At 36.6% G+C, this 18911-nt stretch carries 21 protein-coding genes; 1 reads left to right on the forward strand and 20 read right to left on the reverse strand.

Annotated features, from left to right (window positions below; genetic code table 11):
* Positions 1–30: 30 nt before the first annotated feature.
* The 12 genes from IPP86_17885 to IPP86_17940 form a co-directional block, all read right to left on the reverse strand.
* On the reverse strand, positions 31–639 hold the full coding sequence (locus tag IPP86_17885) for a hypothetical protein (protein ID MBL0140373.1): 609 nt from the start codon (positions 637–639) through the stop codon (positions 31–33).
* Positions 640–988: 349 nt separating this feature from the next.
* Complete coding sequence (locus IPP86_17890; protein MBL0140374.1) at positions 989–1717, reverse strand: hypothetical protein; 729 nt, start codon at positions 1715–1717, stop codon at positions 989–991.
* A gap of 717 nt (positions 1718–2434) precedes the next feature.
* Positions 2435–2794, reverse strand: a complete 360-nt coding sequence (locus tag IPP86_17895; GenBank protein ID MBL0140375.1) for a response regulator — start codon at positions 2792–2794, stop codon at positions 2435–2437.
* Between the two features lie 105 nt (positions 2795–2899).
* On the reverse strand, positions 2900–3634 hold the full coding sequence (locus tag IPP86_17900; GenBank protein ID MBL0140376.1) for a hypothetical protein: 735 nt from the start codon (positions 3632–3634) through the stop codon (positions 2900–2902).
* Positions 3635–3768: 134 nt separating this feature from the next.
* Positions 3769–4041 (reverse strand): agmatine deiminase family protein, encoded by a 273-nt coding sequence (locus IPP86_17905; protein ID MBL0140377.1) that lies wholly within the window; start codon positions 4039–4041, stop codon positions 3769–3771.
* Positions 4014–4637 carry an agmatine deiminase family protein gene (locus tag IPP86_17910; protein MBL0140378.1) on the reverse strand — a complete coding sequence of 208 codons (624 nt, stop codon included), beginning with the start codon at positions 4635–4637 and terminating at the stop codon, positions 4014–4016. The genes IPP86_17905 and IPP86_17910 overlap by 28 nt, the downstream gene beginning before the upstream one ends.
* A 29-nt stretch (positions 4638–4666) precedes the next feature.
* Positions 4667–4876: a hypothetical protein gene (locus IPP86_17915; protein ID MBL0140379.1), complete on the reverse strand. Its 210-nt coding sequence runs from the start codon at positions 4874–4876 to the stop codon at positions 4667–4669.
* An 86-nt stretch (positions 4877–4962) separates the two neighbouring features.
* Positions 4963–5541, reverse strand: coding sequence for a hypothetical protein (locus tag IPP86_17920; protein ID MBL0140380.1), 579 nt, complete (start codon positions 5539–5541; stop codon positions 4963–4965).
* Between the two features lie 381 nt (positions 5542–5922).
* The gene (locus tag IPP86_17925) at positions 5923–6231 is read right to left on the reverse strand and encodes a hypothetical protein (GenBank protein MBL0140381.1); all 309 of its coding nucleotides are present in this window, start codon (positions 6229–6231) and stop codon (positions 5923–5925) included.
* A gap of 147 nt (positions 6232–6378) precedes the next feature.
* On the reverse strand, positions 6379–6942 hold the full coding sequence (locus tag IPP86_17930; GenBank protein ID MBL0140382.1) for a hypothetical protein: 564 nt from the start codon (positions 6940–6942) through the stop codon (positions 6379–6381).
* Positions 6943–7073: 131 nt separating this feature from the next.
* Positions 7074–7481 (reverse strand): hypothetical protein, encoded by a 408-nt coding sequence (locus IPP86_17935; GenBank protein MBL0140383.1) that lies wholly within the window; start codon positions 7479–7481, stop codon positions 7074–7076.
* Between the two features lie 22 nt (positions 7482–7503).
* Positions 7504–8196 carry a WYL domain-containing protein gene (locus IPP86_17940; GenBank protein MBL0140384.1) on the reverse strand — a complete coding sequence of 231 codons (693 nt, stop codon included), beginning with the start codon at positions 8194–8196 and terminating at the stop codon, positions 7504–7506.
* Positions 8197–8902: 706 nt separating this feature from the next.
* On the opposite strand from IPP86_17940, the gene IPP86_17945 reads away from it, so the two are divergent.
* Positions 8903–11071 (forward strand): DUF2779 domain-containing protein, encoded by a 2169-nt coding sequence (locus IPP86_17945; GenBank protein ID MBL0140385.1) that lies wholly within the window; start codon positions 8903–8905, stop codon positions 11069–11071.
* A 353-nt stretch (positions 11072–11424) separates the two neighbouring features.
* On the opposite strand, the gene IPP86_17950 is transcribed toward IPP86_17945, so the two are convergent.
* From IPP86_17950 to IPP86_17985, 8 genes are all read right to left on the reverse strand, one after another.
* Entirely contained in the window at positions 11425–11892 is a 468-nt protein-coding gene (locus IPP86_17950; GenBank protein MBL0140386.1) for a hypothetical protein, read from the reverse strand.
* A gap of 47 nt (positions 11893–11939) precedes the next feature.
* Positions 11940–12920, reverse strand: coding sequence for a hypothetical protein (locus IPP86_17955; protein ID MBL0140387.1), 981 nt, complete (start codon positions 12918–12920; stop codon positions 11940–11942).
* Positions 12917–13270 (reverse strand): hypothetical protein, encoded by a 354-nt coding sequence (locus IPP86_17960; GenBank protein ID MBL0140388.1) that lies wholly within the window; start codon positions 13268–13270, stop codon positions 12917–12919. Before IPP86_17960 ends, IPP86_17955 begins: the two co-directional genes overlap by 4 nt.
* Before the next feature lie 504 nt (positions 13271–13774).
* Positions 13775–14287, reverse strand: coding sequence for a hypothetical protein (locus tag IPP86_17965; protein ID MBL0140389.1), 513 nt, complete (start codon positions 14285–14287; stop codon positions 13775–13777).
* A gap of 62 nt (positions 14288–14349) precedes the next feature.
* A complete protein-coding gene (locus IPP86_17970) occupies positions 14350–15156 on the reverse strand; it encodes a hypothetical protein (protein ID MBL0140390.1) in 807 nt (268 codons plus the stop codon).
* 12 nt (positions 15157–15168) lie between these two features.
* Positions 15169–16146, reverse strand: a complete 978-nt coding sequence (locus IPP86_17975) for a hypothetical protein (protein MBL0140391.1) — start codon at positions 16144–16146, stop codon at positions 15169–15171.
* Between the two features lie 5 nt (positions 16147–16151).
* The gene (locus tag IPP86_17980) at positions 16152–16358 is read right to left on the reverse strand and encodes a hypothetical protein (GenBank protein ID MBL0140392.1); all 207 of its coding nucleotides are present in this window, start codon (positions 16356–16358) and stop codon (positions 16152–16154) included.
* Positions 16359–16365: 7 nt separating this feature from the next.
* Positions 16366–18804, reverse strand: a complete 2439-nt coding sequence (locus tag IPP86_17985) for an Hsp70 family protein (GenBank protein MBL0140393.1) — start codon at positions 18802–18804, stop codon at positions 16366–16368.
* Positions 18805–18911 lie beyond the last annotated feature (107 nt).

Consider the following 18911-nt stretch of genomic DNA (forward strand, 5'->3'; position numbering starts at 1 on the left):
TCTTGTCATTTGGATCAAGTGAGGAACTGATTACCGAACAAACCTCCGAAAAGTTAAGCTGACCAGTGTTATTTGAAATTGCCCAACCTGACCATAAACAGGATTGGTTCCGCACCCTTCAATAGTCACTTCAGCACCTTCAAACATATTCGTATTTGGGAACCGCATGTAGAATAGGTGTAAACGAATCGTACTGCCATTGGATGGATAATGGATCAACATACTATCACTGGAAGCCACCCTAAATGTATCGATGAGAACCAAGACATTATTTTCGTAGAGGTAATAAAGCCCCTCCTGATAATAAGCAGAAGGGTGAGTATTTTTTATAGTAAAGAGCAATGAATCACCCAGACATTCACCGATGAGTAGAACTTGTCGATAGTCAAATGATGAATCTGGTTGAATACAAGATGTATCCGGTAATATTCTGGATGTAACACAACAGCTCGAGCCGAATGCCGCTTGACAATCAACAAGTGCGCTAACATTAAATTGGCCACATTCTCTGAAACTCAGGGTTCCAACTGCGAAATAGTATTTACTTCCAATATTTGCATACCAGGGAAGGGTACTCGTATTGGGTACTAAATGGGGACCGAAGTCAACCTCAATCCAGACACTGTCCTGAGGTAGCATTCCCCAGATTACAATAATCTACTGTGAATGTAGAATAGCTACATTTTCTTGTTCCCACTGTTGAGATAGCGTTCCAAAGCTTTGGACAATAGTAGTTAGCAACAAAATTGAAATTCTTATTGACGGAACTGTCAGTGTGGTTAACAAACACAATGTTATAGGTTTGCTGACATGAAATATCCCAAATTAAATCTGGGGAAAACAGCTTACAGAAAAGCTACCGGAATCAAGATAAATCAAATAATTACCTGCGCTGTCACTCATTGCGTAATACGGTCCGGGATCAGCTTTAACCAGTACATTTTTCAAGAGTAAATCACCTGTATTGTATGAGCAGGAGTTATCGAGATCAACATAAGTCTTCCGCGAACAATATTCTGTCTATTTCTATATTTCTGAACCGACGTATAAATTGTGTTTGAAACAGTATCAACAGAAAAGCCCGATACAACCAATTGCCCGTCCAAAGATTCTTGTATAGACTGAAATTCGTTTTACCTAATCCATAATCCCTTACACTCCAAAGTGTGTCCCCGTTTCGATTTAACTTGATTAAGATTCCGTATTCCTGATTTATATCCACTACTCCACCAACAACTGCGACTCCACTATCGCTTGTAATTACAAAATCACCACCGCTTCCACTGCCAATATTTTGAAAATCCCGAATCCATAAGCTGTCACCTTGACCATTCGCCTTGAAAATTGATGTGATTATTCCAGATCCACAAATACCGAAAATACTACCGTCCTTTCCGACCTGAATGTTGTGTAGACTGGCAATCGAATACTGTTTTGACCAGAGAGAATCTCCACTAAAATTCACTTCCATCAATATGCTTGGCCCTGAAATTCCAGATGTTCCGATTGACAGCACATATCCCGTATCAGAACTTTGAGCAATTCCAAACGTCGCGCCACGGAAATTGTATGTTTTATTCCAAATTGTATTTCCAGATGGAGCCAATTTCAATAATCCAACAAAAGCACTTGAATCCACTTGAGAAGTAGAACTATCACAAGCACTGTATGCCAATATAAATCCCCCATCATTTGCCTCAATTGCATACCCTGCCAATCATGTATCGTATCTCCAAGAATACGAGTCCACAGAGTATCACCCAAATTGTTCGTCTTAACTAAATAAATAAATTCTGAATTGCTTTGAAGTGAATTTAATTGACCCAAAATAATTGCGCCACCATCACGACAAGATTCAATGTTTCCTAAAAAATGTAGGCGAAATAGTGTCTCCGATTAATTTGTAAGCTACACTATCTCCTCTTGAATTGACTTTTAGGAAAGATGAACGATATGATTGTCCAGTACCAAACTGTTGCATTGCAGAACTTGCAACAAGGTAACATCCAGAAGATAATCGTGCTATCGAATTAATATCCGAATACCCACTCGTTCCATAATATCTATTGAAAGTATTATAAGTTTGCCCTGATGAATAAGAATAGCAAAAAAGGCTAACTATAATAAATAATAACTTAATTATATGTTTCATGGAGTTATAAAAACTGTTAAATATTACAAACTATACGATCGGATAATATTCTACACAAAAGTATCATTAACATCTCTCAATTTCACAAACCCACAAAATATAGAGAATGTTCACCAATCGCAGTTGCATCACGTTTTTATTCATCTATACAAGATATCTTGACACTTCCATCACCATTAGCTCATGCTGAAATGCTCTAGACAATACCGGTTTTTCATCTTTTATTTTCGTGATTTCAGATATGTCTCGGCACTAATTGATTTAGAAACCTCAAAAATAAGTTCAAAGTCCCGCAATTGCATTCTCAAGTACAGCAGGCGAAAAATGGCTCTTAGAGATGAGATCCGTTGCACCGGCCTTCATGAACTTCACGACGGAAGTATTTTCGACACCAATCGAATTAAGAATGATCGGAATTTTCTCTCGCATAATCCTGACCGAATGAATCGTTCTCAGCACATCTTGTTCATTTCCTACATTGGCGCTGATAAAGACAATGTCGCCACCGCTTTCTCTTAACGCTTTAATCAACTCGGTCTCATTTTTTGCGAATTGCACTTCATGGTCCTTGTTGATGGATATGGCTGAGCGCAAGAAAATCATTCGATCAAGGTCGTCTTCTTCTAAGACAAGAAATTTCATGGTTTTTTGAAATTAGATATGCAATATTATTGATTAAATAAAACTAAGAATCAGACATCATCAGACTTCACGTATTTAAATATGCATCATAATGAATATACTGAATTAAATTCCTACTGTACCGGCTCTAAAAAGATTTGGATCAACACCGCATTCTATTAACCATTCGTGATCAAAATGAACATAACCATCCCATTGAACATCTGGCTTAGCAGGGTTATTGACCCAAATCCAATATCTGGCAATAGTTGCCGCTCTGTGCATTTCTGGAAAATTCTGAAAGCCACCCTGCCCACTCGGAGTCACTATTGACCCAAAATTCACATCCCTGTTTACACCATTTTGAACTTGTGTCCAAAGATTCCATATCCAAGCAAGCTGTGGACATTTTGTAGTGAAGTACACGTGCTGAATGGTTTCTTTTAAATTAATGTATTTAACAATATTATTTACATTATCCTCTAGCTGCCCATCCAAACCAAAATCATTCAAAGTCGCATCTTCAAAATCATCAATCTGTAAATTATCATTCCCAAGAATCAAGTCCGCAAAGGATAATTTCATCTGTTTACAAATTTCTATTATCCTGGGTAATGTCGGTATCATATCATGATCATCTCGTCTTCCATTGAGAAGGGCATTTCCATTAACGAGATTTTCGAATACGCGCCAGAAGTAATTTCTCCCATAGAAAAAATCAGCGACGTTGTTTTCACTCGCAGGATTAAAGGTACCAATAATCAATACTTTTGGGTTATAAGGCAATTGTTCTAGAATTGCATGATGTGTATGCATTCTACCTTCGTCAAATGGAACGTGTTCAAATTTGTGTCTCGGCATAATAATTTGGTTAAAGAATAAAATAATTAATTTTATGATATGCTGGTGAATAACAACTCAATACAAAGTTCACAAAAATCAAATTTAGTAAATTTATTTCACGTTTTCAATCTCCACTTTTAAACCTTGTCCAACTAATACAATTCAACACCCCCTCCCTCCTCCGCAATTTCATTACAATCGAGGGTTTCAATCTTTTGACCCTTGAAGAGTTGTTCAAACAGACAAACTGCCTGCTCGTCTTCCGGTAAGCCATAAACAGGAATGATCAGCGTATTTTGCATTTGAAGGTAATTGATGTAAATACCATTTGCCTGGTCATTGATTTTGTTTCCGTATGGGTTGTATGGAATTTTAATAGTATCCAGCCCGGTGGATTCTATAGCAGAATCAAAGACTTTTGAAATGCTTTAGATTCCCAGGAGTAATCATTGATCAACAGAGTATTTTTATCCAGGAAACGGACCATACCGTCGGCATGACCGGTGAAATCTCCTGGCTGATGCGGAAGAAACCAAAGCTTCTCTACTTCGAAGAGCTCTCTTAACATTTGCTCAAGTATTTTGCGTTCAAAACGAGGATTTTCAGAAAAGACTTTATCACACATCAGTACTGCATCCTCAGTCCTTACCACATTGCCTCCGTCAAGGATTAGGTTGCTTTTACTTCTTTCAATTTGAAATGCATCGCAAATACTATCCACATCCGAAATGGTTTTCAATCCTTTTTTCGTCCTCAGGTAATCAGGTTTATATTTGAATTGAATAAATGTATTTTCACTTATTTGAACCGGCATGTAATCTCGGGCCCAGATATCCTTGCAGTTTGGAAGAAGAGTAAATTCCAATTCACATTTTTGGAGCACTGCTGACAAACCATCAAAAAAATCGGGAAACTTTTCCGGTAGACAATCTGCCAGTAATAGCCTATTTGTTAAATCGTCAGTAATCAATTGAGTTGAAGCTTTGTTCAAAACAGATGAGTTTTGATGTTTTATTTTCATTTTCCCATTTCTCAATCATATTCATTATTTCATAAACCATCCAAAAAACTTGTCAGGGCATTGCCACCACGTGCCACAGCAATTCCAAGACGATTTCGTGTTACTTTTTCCTTGGGATTGTATTTACCCAGCAGGATTCCATTTTGATTCCGGATACATTGTGTACCATCGGAATCTTCATAAATTGTTCCAATGAGTTTTCCAGTGGATTTGCGGATTTCTTCGATTCGTTTTGACATGTTTTAAAAGGTATTAGGTATGATGTATAAGGTATCGGTTAGGGTTTTTAAATTCTTGAGATAATTGAATTTTGATTCTGTAAATATTACCCAATTCCATTCCATTCCTTTTTAGCGTATTCTCTCCAGTCAGAGATACCATCTTTTCCGGTAAATTGCGAGAAGTGCGGTAGGTATATTTTGTTAGGATATTGGAAATCCGTGAACAGATCAAAATAATCATGAACAATACTTCCAAGCAAAATAAAAGTTGTTTCATTTTTGACTTTGATAAAACTCAACTCTGAAACAAATTCATCTCTTCTGGCTTTCAAAGCATTTGCCTCATCAGAATTCCTGATTTTTAAATATTGCTTGAATATTTCATTTGAATTTGCACCGGCAGCATTGCACAGAAGATCAGTCATATATGCCCCATGATACTTTTTATCACTTTCATTAAATACACTCATTAATCGTTTATCACCGGTACTTCCTGAATGAAAATTCGACCAGCACTCCTTATCATGAATGCCCTTAGAAATATTCAGCCCAACGATGACAAAATCTGTTTTTAAATGCAGTCGAATTGTATCATTTATCTCGATCACAGAAGTATCTGTCGGATCGATGGGATTCCAAACAGCCCAGCTTGCCTTGGGACCGTACTTATTCTTAATTTCCATATAAAACGAAAGATCCATATTCAATCCTTTAAAATTGAATTACAAATATACTCCTGAACTTCCTCTCCGCTTTTAAATAATCCGAAATCTGTGAACGGAAACTTTTCCTTCGTCTGAGGACAAAATATTTCACTCCTCAATTCCATATCAGCGTAATCAGGTCTGCGGCGGTACTTTGCTGAACCGCGAAAATTCAGGATGGTGGCAAGTAAAACCGGGAACTGCAAGGATAATCTGTAAACGACAGGACTCACATTCAAAGAAATCGCTTGAATTGAGACGCATTCTTCCCTGATGTTGTCTCAATGCACACTGAGGACAAAATCCTGTCCAGAACACACTCAGTTTATTTTCCCTCTAAAAGTTGAGCCATGACCTGAATCAAATAGAATTCGTTGTTTTATTCGTATTCACTACTTCAATCGCTACTCCGCCAAACCTTACTTCTTCTACTTTACACAATATACCGCTGATGTAACAAACTTTTAAGGGATAACTTTCATTGGTATCTGTATAAACTCCAACCAAACCACCATCAGAATCCGAATTTTCGAAGCAGACAGGTCGACCAGTTATGTCAGTGGTGTGGGTTGTACACTCCTCACAAACACGATTAGGATATCGCGTTGAAGGCGGAACAGGTTTATTGCAAATTTTACAACACTGAGTGGGGTCGAGGGTTGAGGGCATGGGGAGGAATTGAGGATTGAGGATTGTAGATTGTAGATTGTAGATTGTAGATTGTGATTGATGATTGATGATTGATGATTGATGAATTTGGATTGGATGTGTTGGGTATGAATAGAGAATTCATGGAGGGTGTACAAATACTTGTTTTTAAGAAGCAATACCGAAACCAATGGTCCTGCTTCCATTGGAGGAAAAATCTTCTTCTTCGCTGTGGAAGATTTCTGCCAGTGAAACTGGATGCGTATAGGATTTCGTTCTGCCTGTTGAGGCAATCAGTCGGTTTGCTTTCAATGTTTCGAGGGCTTTGAATTCGTAATTCGCGATGATACGTCCTTTACGGAGCAAGGCAGGATCAATACGGGTTAATGGCGCATTGAACGTACAGATGACCTGGATCTTTAAGCAGTCGCTGAGGAGTCCATCTCCGAGATTTAACAAATTCCCTATAGCGGAATTTCCTTTTCCACTACGTGGGGCAAGAATTTCTTCTGCATCCTCAATCAATAAAACAGAGTCAGGATACCCGGAAATGAAATTGAGGAACGAAGGTTCAGCAATAAGATGCGCAAGCTCGGAAGGCATATAGATAAACCGACGTTCTGTATTCACAATAAGATGACGCAAATAGGTGGTTTTCCTGAACCCGGAATCCCATGCAAAAGAATTAGTCCTTTTGTCTCTGAATCGTAAGTCCATTGAGAATAATTTCATGAACCTTATTGAAATCGTCATTGTAATGAAGCTCAAAATCAATTTTAGGATTTTGTATCGAAAAATCATCCAATACCAGGGAACTTCCATTTTGTGTTACCAGATAAACATTTCCATAATTCGGCTTATTTTCAAATTGAATGAGGAAACCCATCAAGTCCCGGAGAACTTTCTCGCTTACACCCGGATGATATAAAATTTCTACATCCTCTCTTCTGGACGAAAATGCACAACCAGATTTCTTTTATCGGAATATAAGCCTGGATAATGTATGTAAAATCACTTCCATAGGAATCATGACGAATGACAGTGCTTAAATCAATTTTGTACTCACGAATCAATGCCTCAAACAACTCATCACGACCAACACCGTAAATAATCTTCTTCGAAGGAACTACTGAATTACTCAGGTAATAGTAAGTAGCGGCATGAAAATTTGTTCTGCCGGAAAAAACTGGAAGAAAATGGCCAGAAACTGGAAATGCAGAAGCGTGTTGGCTCCACGGACTACCGGAGAAATGAATCTTTTCATCTACCAAAGATCCAAACCTGAAACGTAGCCTATTTACGTCGGGAGCTGTTGCTGTATTTTTTAAGGGTGTTCTGCAAGGAGGAACGAATTGATTTCACCAGTGATGCAGGCTTGAGGACAGTCACTTCACCGGCATAACCAAGAATAGCATTAATTAATTCGTAGGTGATTTGAACCTTTAATTCAATTCTGAATTCCTTGTCATCATCCTTCAGTATCTTTTGGGATTTATGCATAGGTTTAGATCGAATGTAATTTCCCTGCATAGGAGAAAAGGAAAGTACTACAGTCTCAGGTTTTCCATCATTGATAGCTGTTATTCCAATACTATAGCGAAAATATTCTTCTGCGTTAAAATCGGCAGGACGGCGAAACTTCCCTTTTCTAAGGATGATATCGCTCATCCTGTCCAGTCCGAATAAAAGCACTTCGTCTTGCGCCGGAACCCAGGAGACAACATACCATCGATTTCTGTATTCCCGAAGTAACAAAGGATGAATCAAATGTTCACGGCTACCATCTGCAACATAACGATGATAGCGGAATTGTACGGGGATTCGCTCAAGGACCGCATGTAGTAGCAAGGGCAGATTATCTTCCTGTCCAATCACAGGCTCCGCCTCGAATTGAACGAACTGATCAAAATTGGAATGTCCCGGATCAGTTCCGAAGGAAACCTTGCTGAAAATTTTTTGTATCGCCGACTGAAACTCCCGAAACAAAGGTGAATCCTAAATTGATGCAAAATTTGTGAAGCGAAGCGGATGGCTCTGAGTTCCTCATCATTCAAGGGTAATACTGAAATAGAATAGTCAGCATTTTCATAAAAATATCCACCCTTGATCTTGTCAAATTTAATTGGCGCTAAATAGCCCAAGACTTCATCCTCCCGCATCGCACGAAGGTCTTTTCTATAGTTGACCGGGAAACATGTTCACCGGTACTGTTGAACAATTCATCTTCACATGCCTGGCGGAGATCTTCGACACCAGGAAATGGTTTATATTTATTCCGAATCCTTCGGTCGATGATCTTATATCGAAGTAAGGCTGATTTATTTGAGGGCATTTGAGGTAAGTTATTGGGTTATTAGGTTATTGGGTTATTAGGAGTTAGTCACAGATAAAAATCTGTGATACTTTGTGCGGAACTCGGCACCTTGGTGTTTAAATATACTAACCTTGTGGATAACCTAACAATTGTCAAGCTTAATATTAAATTATACGCATCATTCATTATTTTTCTTCGAAATTTATCAAATAATCGTGGTAAATTGTATTCAAGAGAAATAAATAAATTTGCTCTAAAACTGTAGATATAGTAGGAGTATTTAGATGACAACGGTAATTTATTTACATCCTCATTTATTTATTTTTACCGGGAAATCCTTATATTCATATTTTAAATTTTAGTTAAAATCTTTCTTCAATGACCCTCCCACCCCGTCACATTTTATCCAAATCAACATTTCTATATGGTAGTCAATGTCCGAAAAGATTGTACCTCTACAAATTCCGGCCGGATCTGAAAGAAGAAGTCAGCATCGGTCAACAAGCAATCTTTGACCGTGGTACAAATGTTGGCATACTTGCCCGCGACCTCTTCCCCGGCGGAGTTGATGCCAGTCCGGAAAGCGTTTATGAATACCAGAAAGCAGTGGTAAAAACCGCCGAACTAATTGCTTCCGGCACTAAGGTCATATACGAAGCCGTATTCCAATTCGATGGAGTGCTTGCAGCGATTGATATCCTGGTAAAGGATCGGGGTAAATGGAAAGCCTATGAAGTAAAAAGCACTACACAGGTCAAGGACATTCATATTACGGATGCGGCATTGCAATACCATGTAATTACGAATTCCGGGATACCGCTTACCGACATTTCAATTGTTCATCTGAACACTGAATACATCCGGAAAGGAAAATTGAAGATCGAAGAATTGTTCGATCAGGAATCGGTAAAAACAGAAGTAATAGAAATGCAAGCGTCTATTCGCAAGACGATTTCCGAATTGAAAGCCATGCTTGCAAAAAAGCAAGAGCCAAAAGTTGATATTGGTCCACATTGTTCGGACCCTTACGAATGTGATTTCATGGATTACTGCTGGTCACACATTCCGGAAGTATCCGTCTTTTCAATAGCCCGACTGAGAAGTAACAAGAAATTTGAACTCTACAACAAAGGCATTATTCACTACAAGGAAGTCAGCGAAGAAATCGAATTGACCACCTACCAACAACTTCAGGTCGACGGCCATCTCAATAAAAAGGGGCACATAGACAAAGAATCCATTCGTGCATTTATTGCAACAATACCCTTCCCATTATACTTCCTGGATTTCGAAACTTTCCAGTCGGCAATACCTTTATACGACCAGTCGAGATCTTACCAGCAGATCCCCTTCCAATACTCTCTACACTATCAGAAATCTCACGATTCCACAATACAACACTTCGAATTCTTAGCAGATGCGAAGGGTGGCGACCCTCGACTTCCCTTCATCGAACAACTCCTGGCTGAAACCCAAAATCCCGGCCTCATCCTAACCTATAATAAAAGTTTTGAAAAAAGCATCCTCACTGCCCTTGCCAGGGACTTCCCAAAACACAGCATAGCCCTTGAAAACCTTATCGAACGGCTCCGTGACCTCATGGTTCCATTTCAGCAAGGCATGTACTATTTGCCCGAAATGAACGGCTCCTACTCCATCAAAAATGTCCTCCCTGCCTTGATTCCGGCACTTAGCTATGATGATCTAGAAATTGGAGATGGTAGTTCGGCAAGCCTGGCGTTTGAAGAGATGATGTATAATCCGGATGCGGATATTCCGGGGATAAGGAAGAATTTGTTGGGGTATTGTGGGTTGGATACGTTGGCGATGGTGAGGATTCTTCAACAAATAAAGAGTAAATCAACAATGAATTCAAAAGAGATAATGTCTGAAATTTTTAAAGATTGGACAGCAGTTAAAAAAAGTATTAACAGGCTCGCAAACACATACAACAATCAGAGAAGAAAAGGAAATGTAAGTAAACCAAGCAATTACAGTAAATCATTTGAAATAAAAACAGCGAGAAAAAACACATGGCTATTGATTCTTAGCAAAGCACCATCCGATGATAAATACAAAGGAATGAGCTCAATCAATATTTGCAGTCTCATCTATTTCTACGGACGGCTAGGCTTAAGAGTATACAGGGTAGAGGAAGAAGGGCACTTGACTATATATAATGGTCACTTATTTACCCGGTATAAGGAACGGATGGATTTAAATCTTGTTGAGCCTCTTGATATTGTAAAACACTTTTTCATTAATAACGGCTATTCCATTGGCAAAATTGTTATCCGCGAAGGTAGAGAATATAATTTGGCAATAAGTAAAGATGGCTTGATTTTAGGTGAGCTACAAGAAGATAGAACATGGCTAGTTTGTAAAACATTTATTACAAAAGAACTTATGAAATCAGACCAACAAGTTGAAGAGAGACAATTATTAAATGACTTGCATAAGGATATTCATCAATTGCTTACAGATCCTAATTTTAATCGAAGTAGTTACAATCACAAAGCGGATATACTTAAAGCAATACTATCATAACTAAAAAAGATGGCCTTACTGCAATGAAGCATACTGGATTTGGCCTCCTTGTACTGAAAAAAGGCAATTTGTAATGTTGCGACTGTTCAATCTTTGAAGCTCCATGATTCCAAAGGTCTTCTTATTGGTGATTGAATTTTTGAAATTCTCAATATGGTTAGTGTCCTGAAAAGCCCAACCTGGAAACAGGATTAGGTCTGCCTTACTTTGATTAAAAAGTTGGCAGTTTAACTCATCTTGGATTTGCCATGGCAGATTGCTTTTGTACGAAACAATTTGAAATTTCATCTATATTGTTGTCTGGTTTTGATTAATCAAATTGATCATTAAGAATCTAACTAAGTGAATCGCTCCTATTTTCTAACGCGTAAAAAGTTCATAAGCAATTTCTCTCTCTCCTTGATCCAAGCTCCCTTGTTGTTCGGCGACACTTCGTACATTATGGAGCTTATATCTTCGGTTGGTACCTCATTGATTCTTTCGTTTGTGTCAACCAAGCGTCCATTCTCGAAACCAAGAAATATATCCTTTTCATAAACAGAAAAATAGCCAGCGTGTTCGTAGTGGAGCAACTCACCTACTTGGAGCCTCACCGTCCCCGTGAACCAGTACGCGAATACTTTTGACTTTTCGGGGAAGAGATATTCGACGCCAGCGATAACGTACCCATCCAAATACGCCTGCAACCCAATCAGGTGCAGCTTGTCCCCAATAATTTCCCAGTTCCCGTAGTAACCACGCCAGCATGCTGACGTGGGTGGAAGAAATTTTACCGGCTCCTTCAATGAGTTAAGATAAATACTCAGTGGTTCTGATGCCATGAAGTGCTAATCGCCATGGTAGATTAGAGTTTCACGGGTCTGGGAGGTCATACAGGATCTATTTTATCTATTTCCTTTAATATACTCCCCAAATTGGATGCATTAATTTTGTCCTTAAATAAAGCATCCCATATTTTTTTAAAGTGCACACTTGAGTAAATGCAACCTAATGATAATTTATTTTTATTGTTTATGAAATATTTTTTCGTCCAATTGATATTAGGATTTCTACTCAAATATTTCCAATTCCATTTTTCAGAGCAATGTTCAATGAAATCAAGTGGCAAAGATTGAATTAAGCCACTATCAACACCATAGTAAATCATTGTAAATCCCCTTCTTTCCTCTAATTTTTCAATTGTACTCCACCGAAGCTTTTTTCCAAATTCTTCAAGAATTTCAACAGTCCAAACGATAGATTCATTTCCTGACAATTGGTCAAATTTAATTCGCTTTTTATATTTTCTAATTAATTCTATTGTCCATGGAACAGCGGGATTAAAACATAATACATCCCAATTCCAATGATTTTCAAATCTTTTAATTAATTCCGGACTCCATTTTAGGTTTTTATTAGCACTAAAACCACTCCATAAGGAAATGGAATAAGATGATTCAAGAAGCATTTCAAATGCGTCATGACTTAAATTTATATCGATACCAGGGACGTTATCAAAAAAATCGGAAATGAATGGCACTTTGTCTTTAAACCGATTGTACAGTTCAATGTCCCATATTACACCTGGGTTTGTTGCTAATGCACGCCAATTAATATCTTTCTTAAACTTATCTATCAATTTCAAACTCCATGGCACGTGCTTATTTCTACTTAAATAATTCCAATCAACTAAACCTTGATTTTTTTTAATAAATTCAACAGACCAATTTAAGTGTTGTGAAAGGCTAAAACTACTTTTATTAATATTCGGTTTTAACATTAAAAATAATTCATCCGACCATTTTATAGATTCGAAATCAAATACTTTCAGTTGTAAATCCTTAAAATCGAAATAATCTTTAAATTTCAAGATTTTCCTATAGTCCCAAATATTTTTTTATTTTCAAGGAAATCATTAAAATTAATTTTATGCGAATATTGTTCAATTAGTAAATCACTCCATTCTATATTTTCATTAGATGACAAACCAGGCGATTTTTGATATTCAATAATTTCACTTCCCCATTGCAATTTGTCCGAATAGGACTCAAGTTCATATTCTACAAATGGATAATGGATTTGTAATAATTTTATGAATAATCTATGATTCTCAAGAATGAAATTAATATCTATAGACTTATCCCCAACATTGTTCCCACAATATTTGCAGTATTTAGAATCTTCTTCAATTTGTTCGTTACAATTTTTGCAAATTCTCATTTCAAATTATCTTTAATTTTGATGATTCTGAATCCATTTTAAAGTATGAATTATTGCTTCAGGCGAGGAAAGATAATCGTCATTAAGTTTCGACATTTCAATTTTAAGTGTACTTGACTGATTGAAGGAAAGTTTAATTTTGCTAATATTTTCCTCGAGTGGCCTGTCAGTCATTGGAATCATAACAGCGAAAGGTCGCTCAATTTTATTGTTTTTTAAGGGAAAAACCGAGAGGAATGATTCTAATCCTCTTTGAGTAATAATAGGGACACCATATTCAAGCTTTCCAAGTGGTGGTTGAAACCAAAAAGCTCATTGGGTAAATTCTTGTTTCCGGACTTAATAATTGATTTCTAATTCTTTGTTTTTGGGAATCGAAAATAAAAGCATACCCATACTTTTTGAACATAAGGAGATATCCAATTTCTTTCAAGCAATCAAGAAATCTCCTCCAGAAGTTACAGGATAACGATGTTTGGTTAATAAATTGTAACGCAAAATGATTTATATTGATTGAATTGCATCTATAATCTTGTCAACTATTTCTGTTGTAAGTGAATTTTTCTTGCTCTGGTTCTTTTTGTCGTTTACAATCGTGTTTAAGCAATTGATGAAATATGTTTTTTTATCAGAAGTCAATTCATTTTGGGGTTGCAATGCTTCATCAAATGCTTTCGTGATTTTTGTTTTCAAAGTTTTATGTAAACTTCCGATTACTACATTTATTTTAAAAATAGTATTTTCATCAAAAGTTTCAGAGCCATTGTCAGAAACTTTAGTTTCTGGTTTTGATTTTTGTGTTTGCTCTTTCTTTTCTAATAGTTTCGGTTGTATTAGTGGTGTTTCAAAAGTGTAGCTTGAAACATCACTGATTGTAAATATTTTACTTGTGTAATAAAGTTCTTTGAGTTTTAAAGATCCAAACATTAGTCCGCACATCAATAAAGAAATGGTTGCTTCTTCTTTTGAACCTCTGATAAATCTTTCTACCTGAGAAGTGAATTTACTATCGGTCAAATCATGAGTGTCCCTTATCAGTTTTCTAAATTTGAAAAAGAAAGCATAAAGTAGAATGTGATTCAGCGTTTCGGGGATTTCTTTTGATGAAGTTCTTTGTTGAATACTTTCAGCAGTTCAGAAGTTTCATAAAATTTAAGGAATGAAGAAAATGGACTTTCTTGATTTGCCGTTTGCAAATATTTTGAAAGTTCCACAATATGAGAAATGAGATCATACTTGTCAGGGTCTTGCGTTTTCAGAAGCTCACGATTGGCAATATCATCATCGGTGATGTTAAACCGTTCTCTGTAAATAGCTCCAACATCATAGAGAAAACCAATGTCTGCAACTGGATATGGTTTGGCTCTTTCGTAGGAAATAAGAAAATCAAACCAACTGTCTTTGTCATTTGAGGTTTCAAAAAATATTTTTGCTTTGGCTTCAATTAGTGACTGAAAAATATTTTGATTTTCAGGAGTTGCAAAAAGCGTAAAGGATTCTTGGATGCAATTCAGTCCGTCAAACGAAATTTTTTTTAGTTTCTCACTATGAAGGTTGTCATAAAGAACTTTGTCAATAGGAGTGGAGATTTTGAAATCCCCTAACTTCTGTTTAAGAATTGGAATAACCTTTTCGGATAAAGGTTTTATCTCTGTGATTTGATAAACTGTAACAGGAAAAATAGTGTCGGTTAGATAAAGAAATGTTTCGTTTAAAACACAAAAGAAAATTTCAAAATCCTCCTCAAACAAACCTACTTTCTCTAAAAGGGTTTCGCTTTTTTGGTTTCTATCAGATAGCTCAATTAGCATTTCCTTTGAAACGGTTCTTGTTCCGTATTTCAGCCAATTTGTAAAATCGTATATGTTAGTTGCTATGGCAATCATTCTTTTTGTTATTTATATTACTACAACATCGTCACCGTTGTTGACACCGCCCAACGGGTTTTGAATTCTGTTTATTTCTTCAATCGCATTTTTTGTTTGGCATTCGTTTACGAATGCTTGCGAAAGAAATGGGTGTTTTGTATTTCCCGAATAAGAAAGAAGTAATTGCTCTCTGCTTCGTGTCAACGCAACAAAAAATAAAGTTCTTGCTCTTGAAATTGGGTCTCTCCAAATTTCATATCCTGGATTTAGAAAGGGAATGAAAACAGTTTTGTAGTCAAGTCCTTTGGAACTGTGAAATGTCATTATAGTAACTAAGTTTCTTGAGTGTGCTTCTTCAAATGAACCGAACTTGTTTCCTAAATACTGAACATTGATATTGTTATTTCTGAAGTGAGAATTTATCGGACTGTAATTTTTATCTCTCGGGTTTGCCATTTCATTAGACAAAGGTGGCTTGTTCTCCAACCTAAGAATTGCATTGAAGAAAGGAACAATGTATTCATGTTTTGCGATTAGGATTGATGGAACATAACCTGCTTGTGCGTATTGCTTGGCTGCTAACCATAACCATTTATGCTCTTGCTCCATATTGTCAGCTTTTACAAGTGTCACTGGAACATTCGTGTTGAAGTCCATTACTTGTGCTGCTAAATACGCTTGCCTGTCCTCGCAAAAATCAGCAGTGATAGTTCTGATTCTTCTGCTCAATCTGTAAATTCTATTTAAGTTGTATTGAGTAGAATTGATTGTAGTGATTATCGTTTCACTTGGTGTTGAATGGTCCCAAATTGATTGGTTAATGTCACCAGCAACGATTACTCTACCATTAACAGAACGCTTTGAGTTTATCTCAATTAAATCATGCTCTGGAATATCTTGTATCTCGTCAACCAAAATCAAATCAAAAGTTTGGTGCATCTGCCTGAACTTGTAAAAAGTAACTACTGGAGTGTTTCCATACTCTTGCGGAATACCTTCTTCAATCATGTCAATCAAAGAATGTGTGTAAAGAACAATGATTGCGTTTGTGCTTGGGTTTCTCCTTTTTCATCAATTAAACAATGGAGTAGTAAAACTGATTTACCACTACCCGCAAAACCTTTCAACCAATAATTTCTATTGGGATTATTTTCTACTTGCTGCAAAAACGGAATTTGTTCAACCGTATCCAACTGTGTTCGTGGAATAAACCAAGGCATATATTTTTCAGTTTAAAAGGTTAATGTTTTTGTTTTCTAATTGCTCCCTTCCGTCTGTTGCTGTGTTGTCAGGGTTATACCAACTTATTCCTTTTTCATTCTTCAAATTGTCTTTTGCTTTTTGAACTTGGTCTGCAATTTGAATTTTACCTAATTGTTTTGCTGCACGAATTAATCTTGAAAAATCATTCTTGCTAAGATTGTTTCCTTCAAATTCTTTATACCACTTGTCAAATGCTTTTTGAATAAGTTCCTCTGCCTTTTCTTTTTCTTTGTTCAATAGGTATTCACCATAAGTCAACATTGCAGCATTGCTTCCCAAAGAAACGGATTCTTCCATTAGCCTTTTATACTCGTCTGTTTTACCCTGCGCACTTTTAACTAATGCAAGGTTGTAGGCGTTTGATTCTGTCGGACTTTTTTGATACGCAATTTCTGCCCAATTATCTGATAATTTTTTTCTTCCTGCTTCTGAATAATGGTAACAGATAGAAGTTTCATATCGTCTGTTCGGGTCTAACTGTTGAATGTTCTCAAATGTCTCTGCTGCTTTTAAATGTCTTTCTGTTTTTACATAGAACTGCGAAAGTGCTTTGAGTTTATCAAGCGGTGGTTTCCCTCCGTTTTCTTTTGTTGCTTTATAAAGGAGTTTCAAAAGTTGTTTCTCCGCAATATCCTCTGTTGAAAGTGCCGAATTCGCAAAAGGGTTTAATGGCTCTGTTGAGATTTCAAGGTTTTGAATAAATGCTCTGAATGTAATTAGCTTGTCATGTGAGATGTCACACTTCAAAGTAATTTTATCAGTCGTGCTAAAACCTTTTTCGCATTTCAGTTTTAGAATTGTCAGGATTTTATCCTTTGTTGAAACGCAAATAGGAATTTCAATTTCCTTTTGGTCGTTTCGCTGCGGTCTTAAATGTTCAATCAATATTTCTTTGCATGGTATTTCAGTTCCCTCGTAAACAACGGTCTTCTTCACTTCATTTTGAAGGATAATAAAAATCGGTTCACTGACAATTGGTTTGATAATATCAACACCTAAACCATTTGCCATGAAAGAATTTATTGCAGTTCCTTTTGAAACATGGCTCTGTAAATCTTGTGGTATTTCAATATCACTATTATCAAAGTGTCGGTATAAAGCAGTTTGAATGTATGGGTTGTATGAACTGCCTCCGATTAGTAGAATTAAATCAATATCGCCTTTCTCAATGTTCGCTTTAAGCAAAGCAGAATTTATTACAGTGAAAATACTTTTCAAACTTTCAACATCATCTTGAAAATTGAAAGCAAGAGTTTCACTAGTGAATTTTTTCATGATGTCCGTAAACTCTTTCGGACTGATTGAAGGGTTTTCAAACTTCATTACTTGCTTCGGCAAAATGAAATCAATCGTTTGAAGAAAATTTATTCTCTCTGTTGAATTAATAAGGTTAGGTAATTCTTGCCCAACCTTATTTGAGGCAACGGCTTTACAAACTTTTATTTTCAGTTGCTCCGCAACTGCTTGTAGTTTTGGGAGCAATATTTTTTTGTAATTGTTCTCTCTAATCTCTTCGACTGAAATGTTGTTTTGTTTTGCCAACTGTGGCAAAAGAATTTCTTTGACAATGGCTCGGTCGATGTCGTCTCCTCCAAGTTGTTCAAATTGCGAAATAGCAATGTTCTTTGAATATAGTTTTCCGCTTTTTCTTCCAATCTCAATTATTGAAATATCGCAAGTGCCAGCCCCAAAATCAAAAACTAAAATGTGCAGAGGACTGTCAACGGGAATATTGTAATTCTGAAATCCGTTGTTGTTGGCTTGAACTAAGTAACTTAAAAATGCTGCGTTGGGTTCGTCAATAAAGAGAGTTTCATTTATTGGAATGTTTGCAAACTCCAATGCATTTATTAAGTCTGCTCTTTGATTGGCTTCAAATGATGCAGGGATGCTTACAGAATAAAAAAGGTTTCGTGGTAAGTTTTGTTCTTGAATGTAATTGTCAATTTCCTTTTTCAATTCTTTGAAGAAAAGTTTTGTTGCATCTAAAGTGTTTTCAATTTTACCATGTGGATTTCCTTCTCTTAGTTCTGTTCTTGTAAATTCAGGGCCATTGTCTTTCCCCAAATTCATTTTGAATGAGAACCAAATATTTTGTTCGGGTTGCAATTTGCTTTTCAACATTTTTGCTCCTTGTCCAAAAAAAAGTTGATTGTTTTGAAAGGCAATACAAGAAGGAACAAGATGGTGTGTAAGTGTGTTGCCGTCAAAGTTTAATTGTCTGATGGGAATTGCACTTGTCTTGATTGGCGTGTTGCTGTCACCTACAATGGCATAACTCACAACAGTTGTTGAAGTGCCAAAGTCAATTCCGATAAAAGTGCTGCCTTGAATTTTATTTTCAACTACAGTCCTGTCATTGATTTCAGGTAATAGTTGCTGTATGGAAAGTTCATTTGGCATATGGAGTAAAAAATAATGAGTAAGTTTAAATATCGTAGGTTGCTGAGGTGTGGGGGTAAAAGCAAATATACTGCGAGTGCATAAGATTTTGCGAAGGTTTCAGCTCT

Source organism: Bacteroidota bacterium (genome assembly GCA_016720935.1).
In the GTDB taxonomy this organism is placed as follows: domain Bacteria; phylum Bacteroidota; class Bacteroidia; order AKYH767-A; family 2013-40CM-41-45; genus JADKJP01.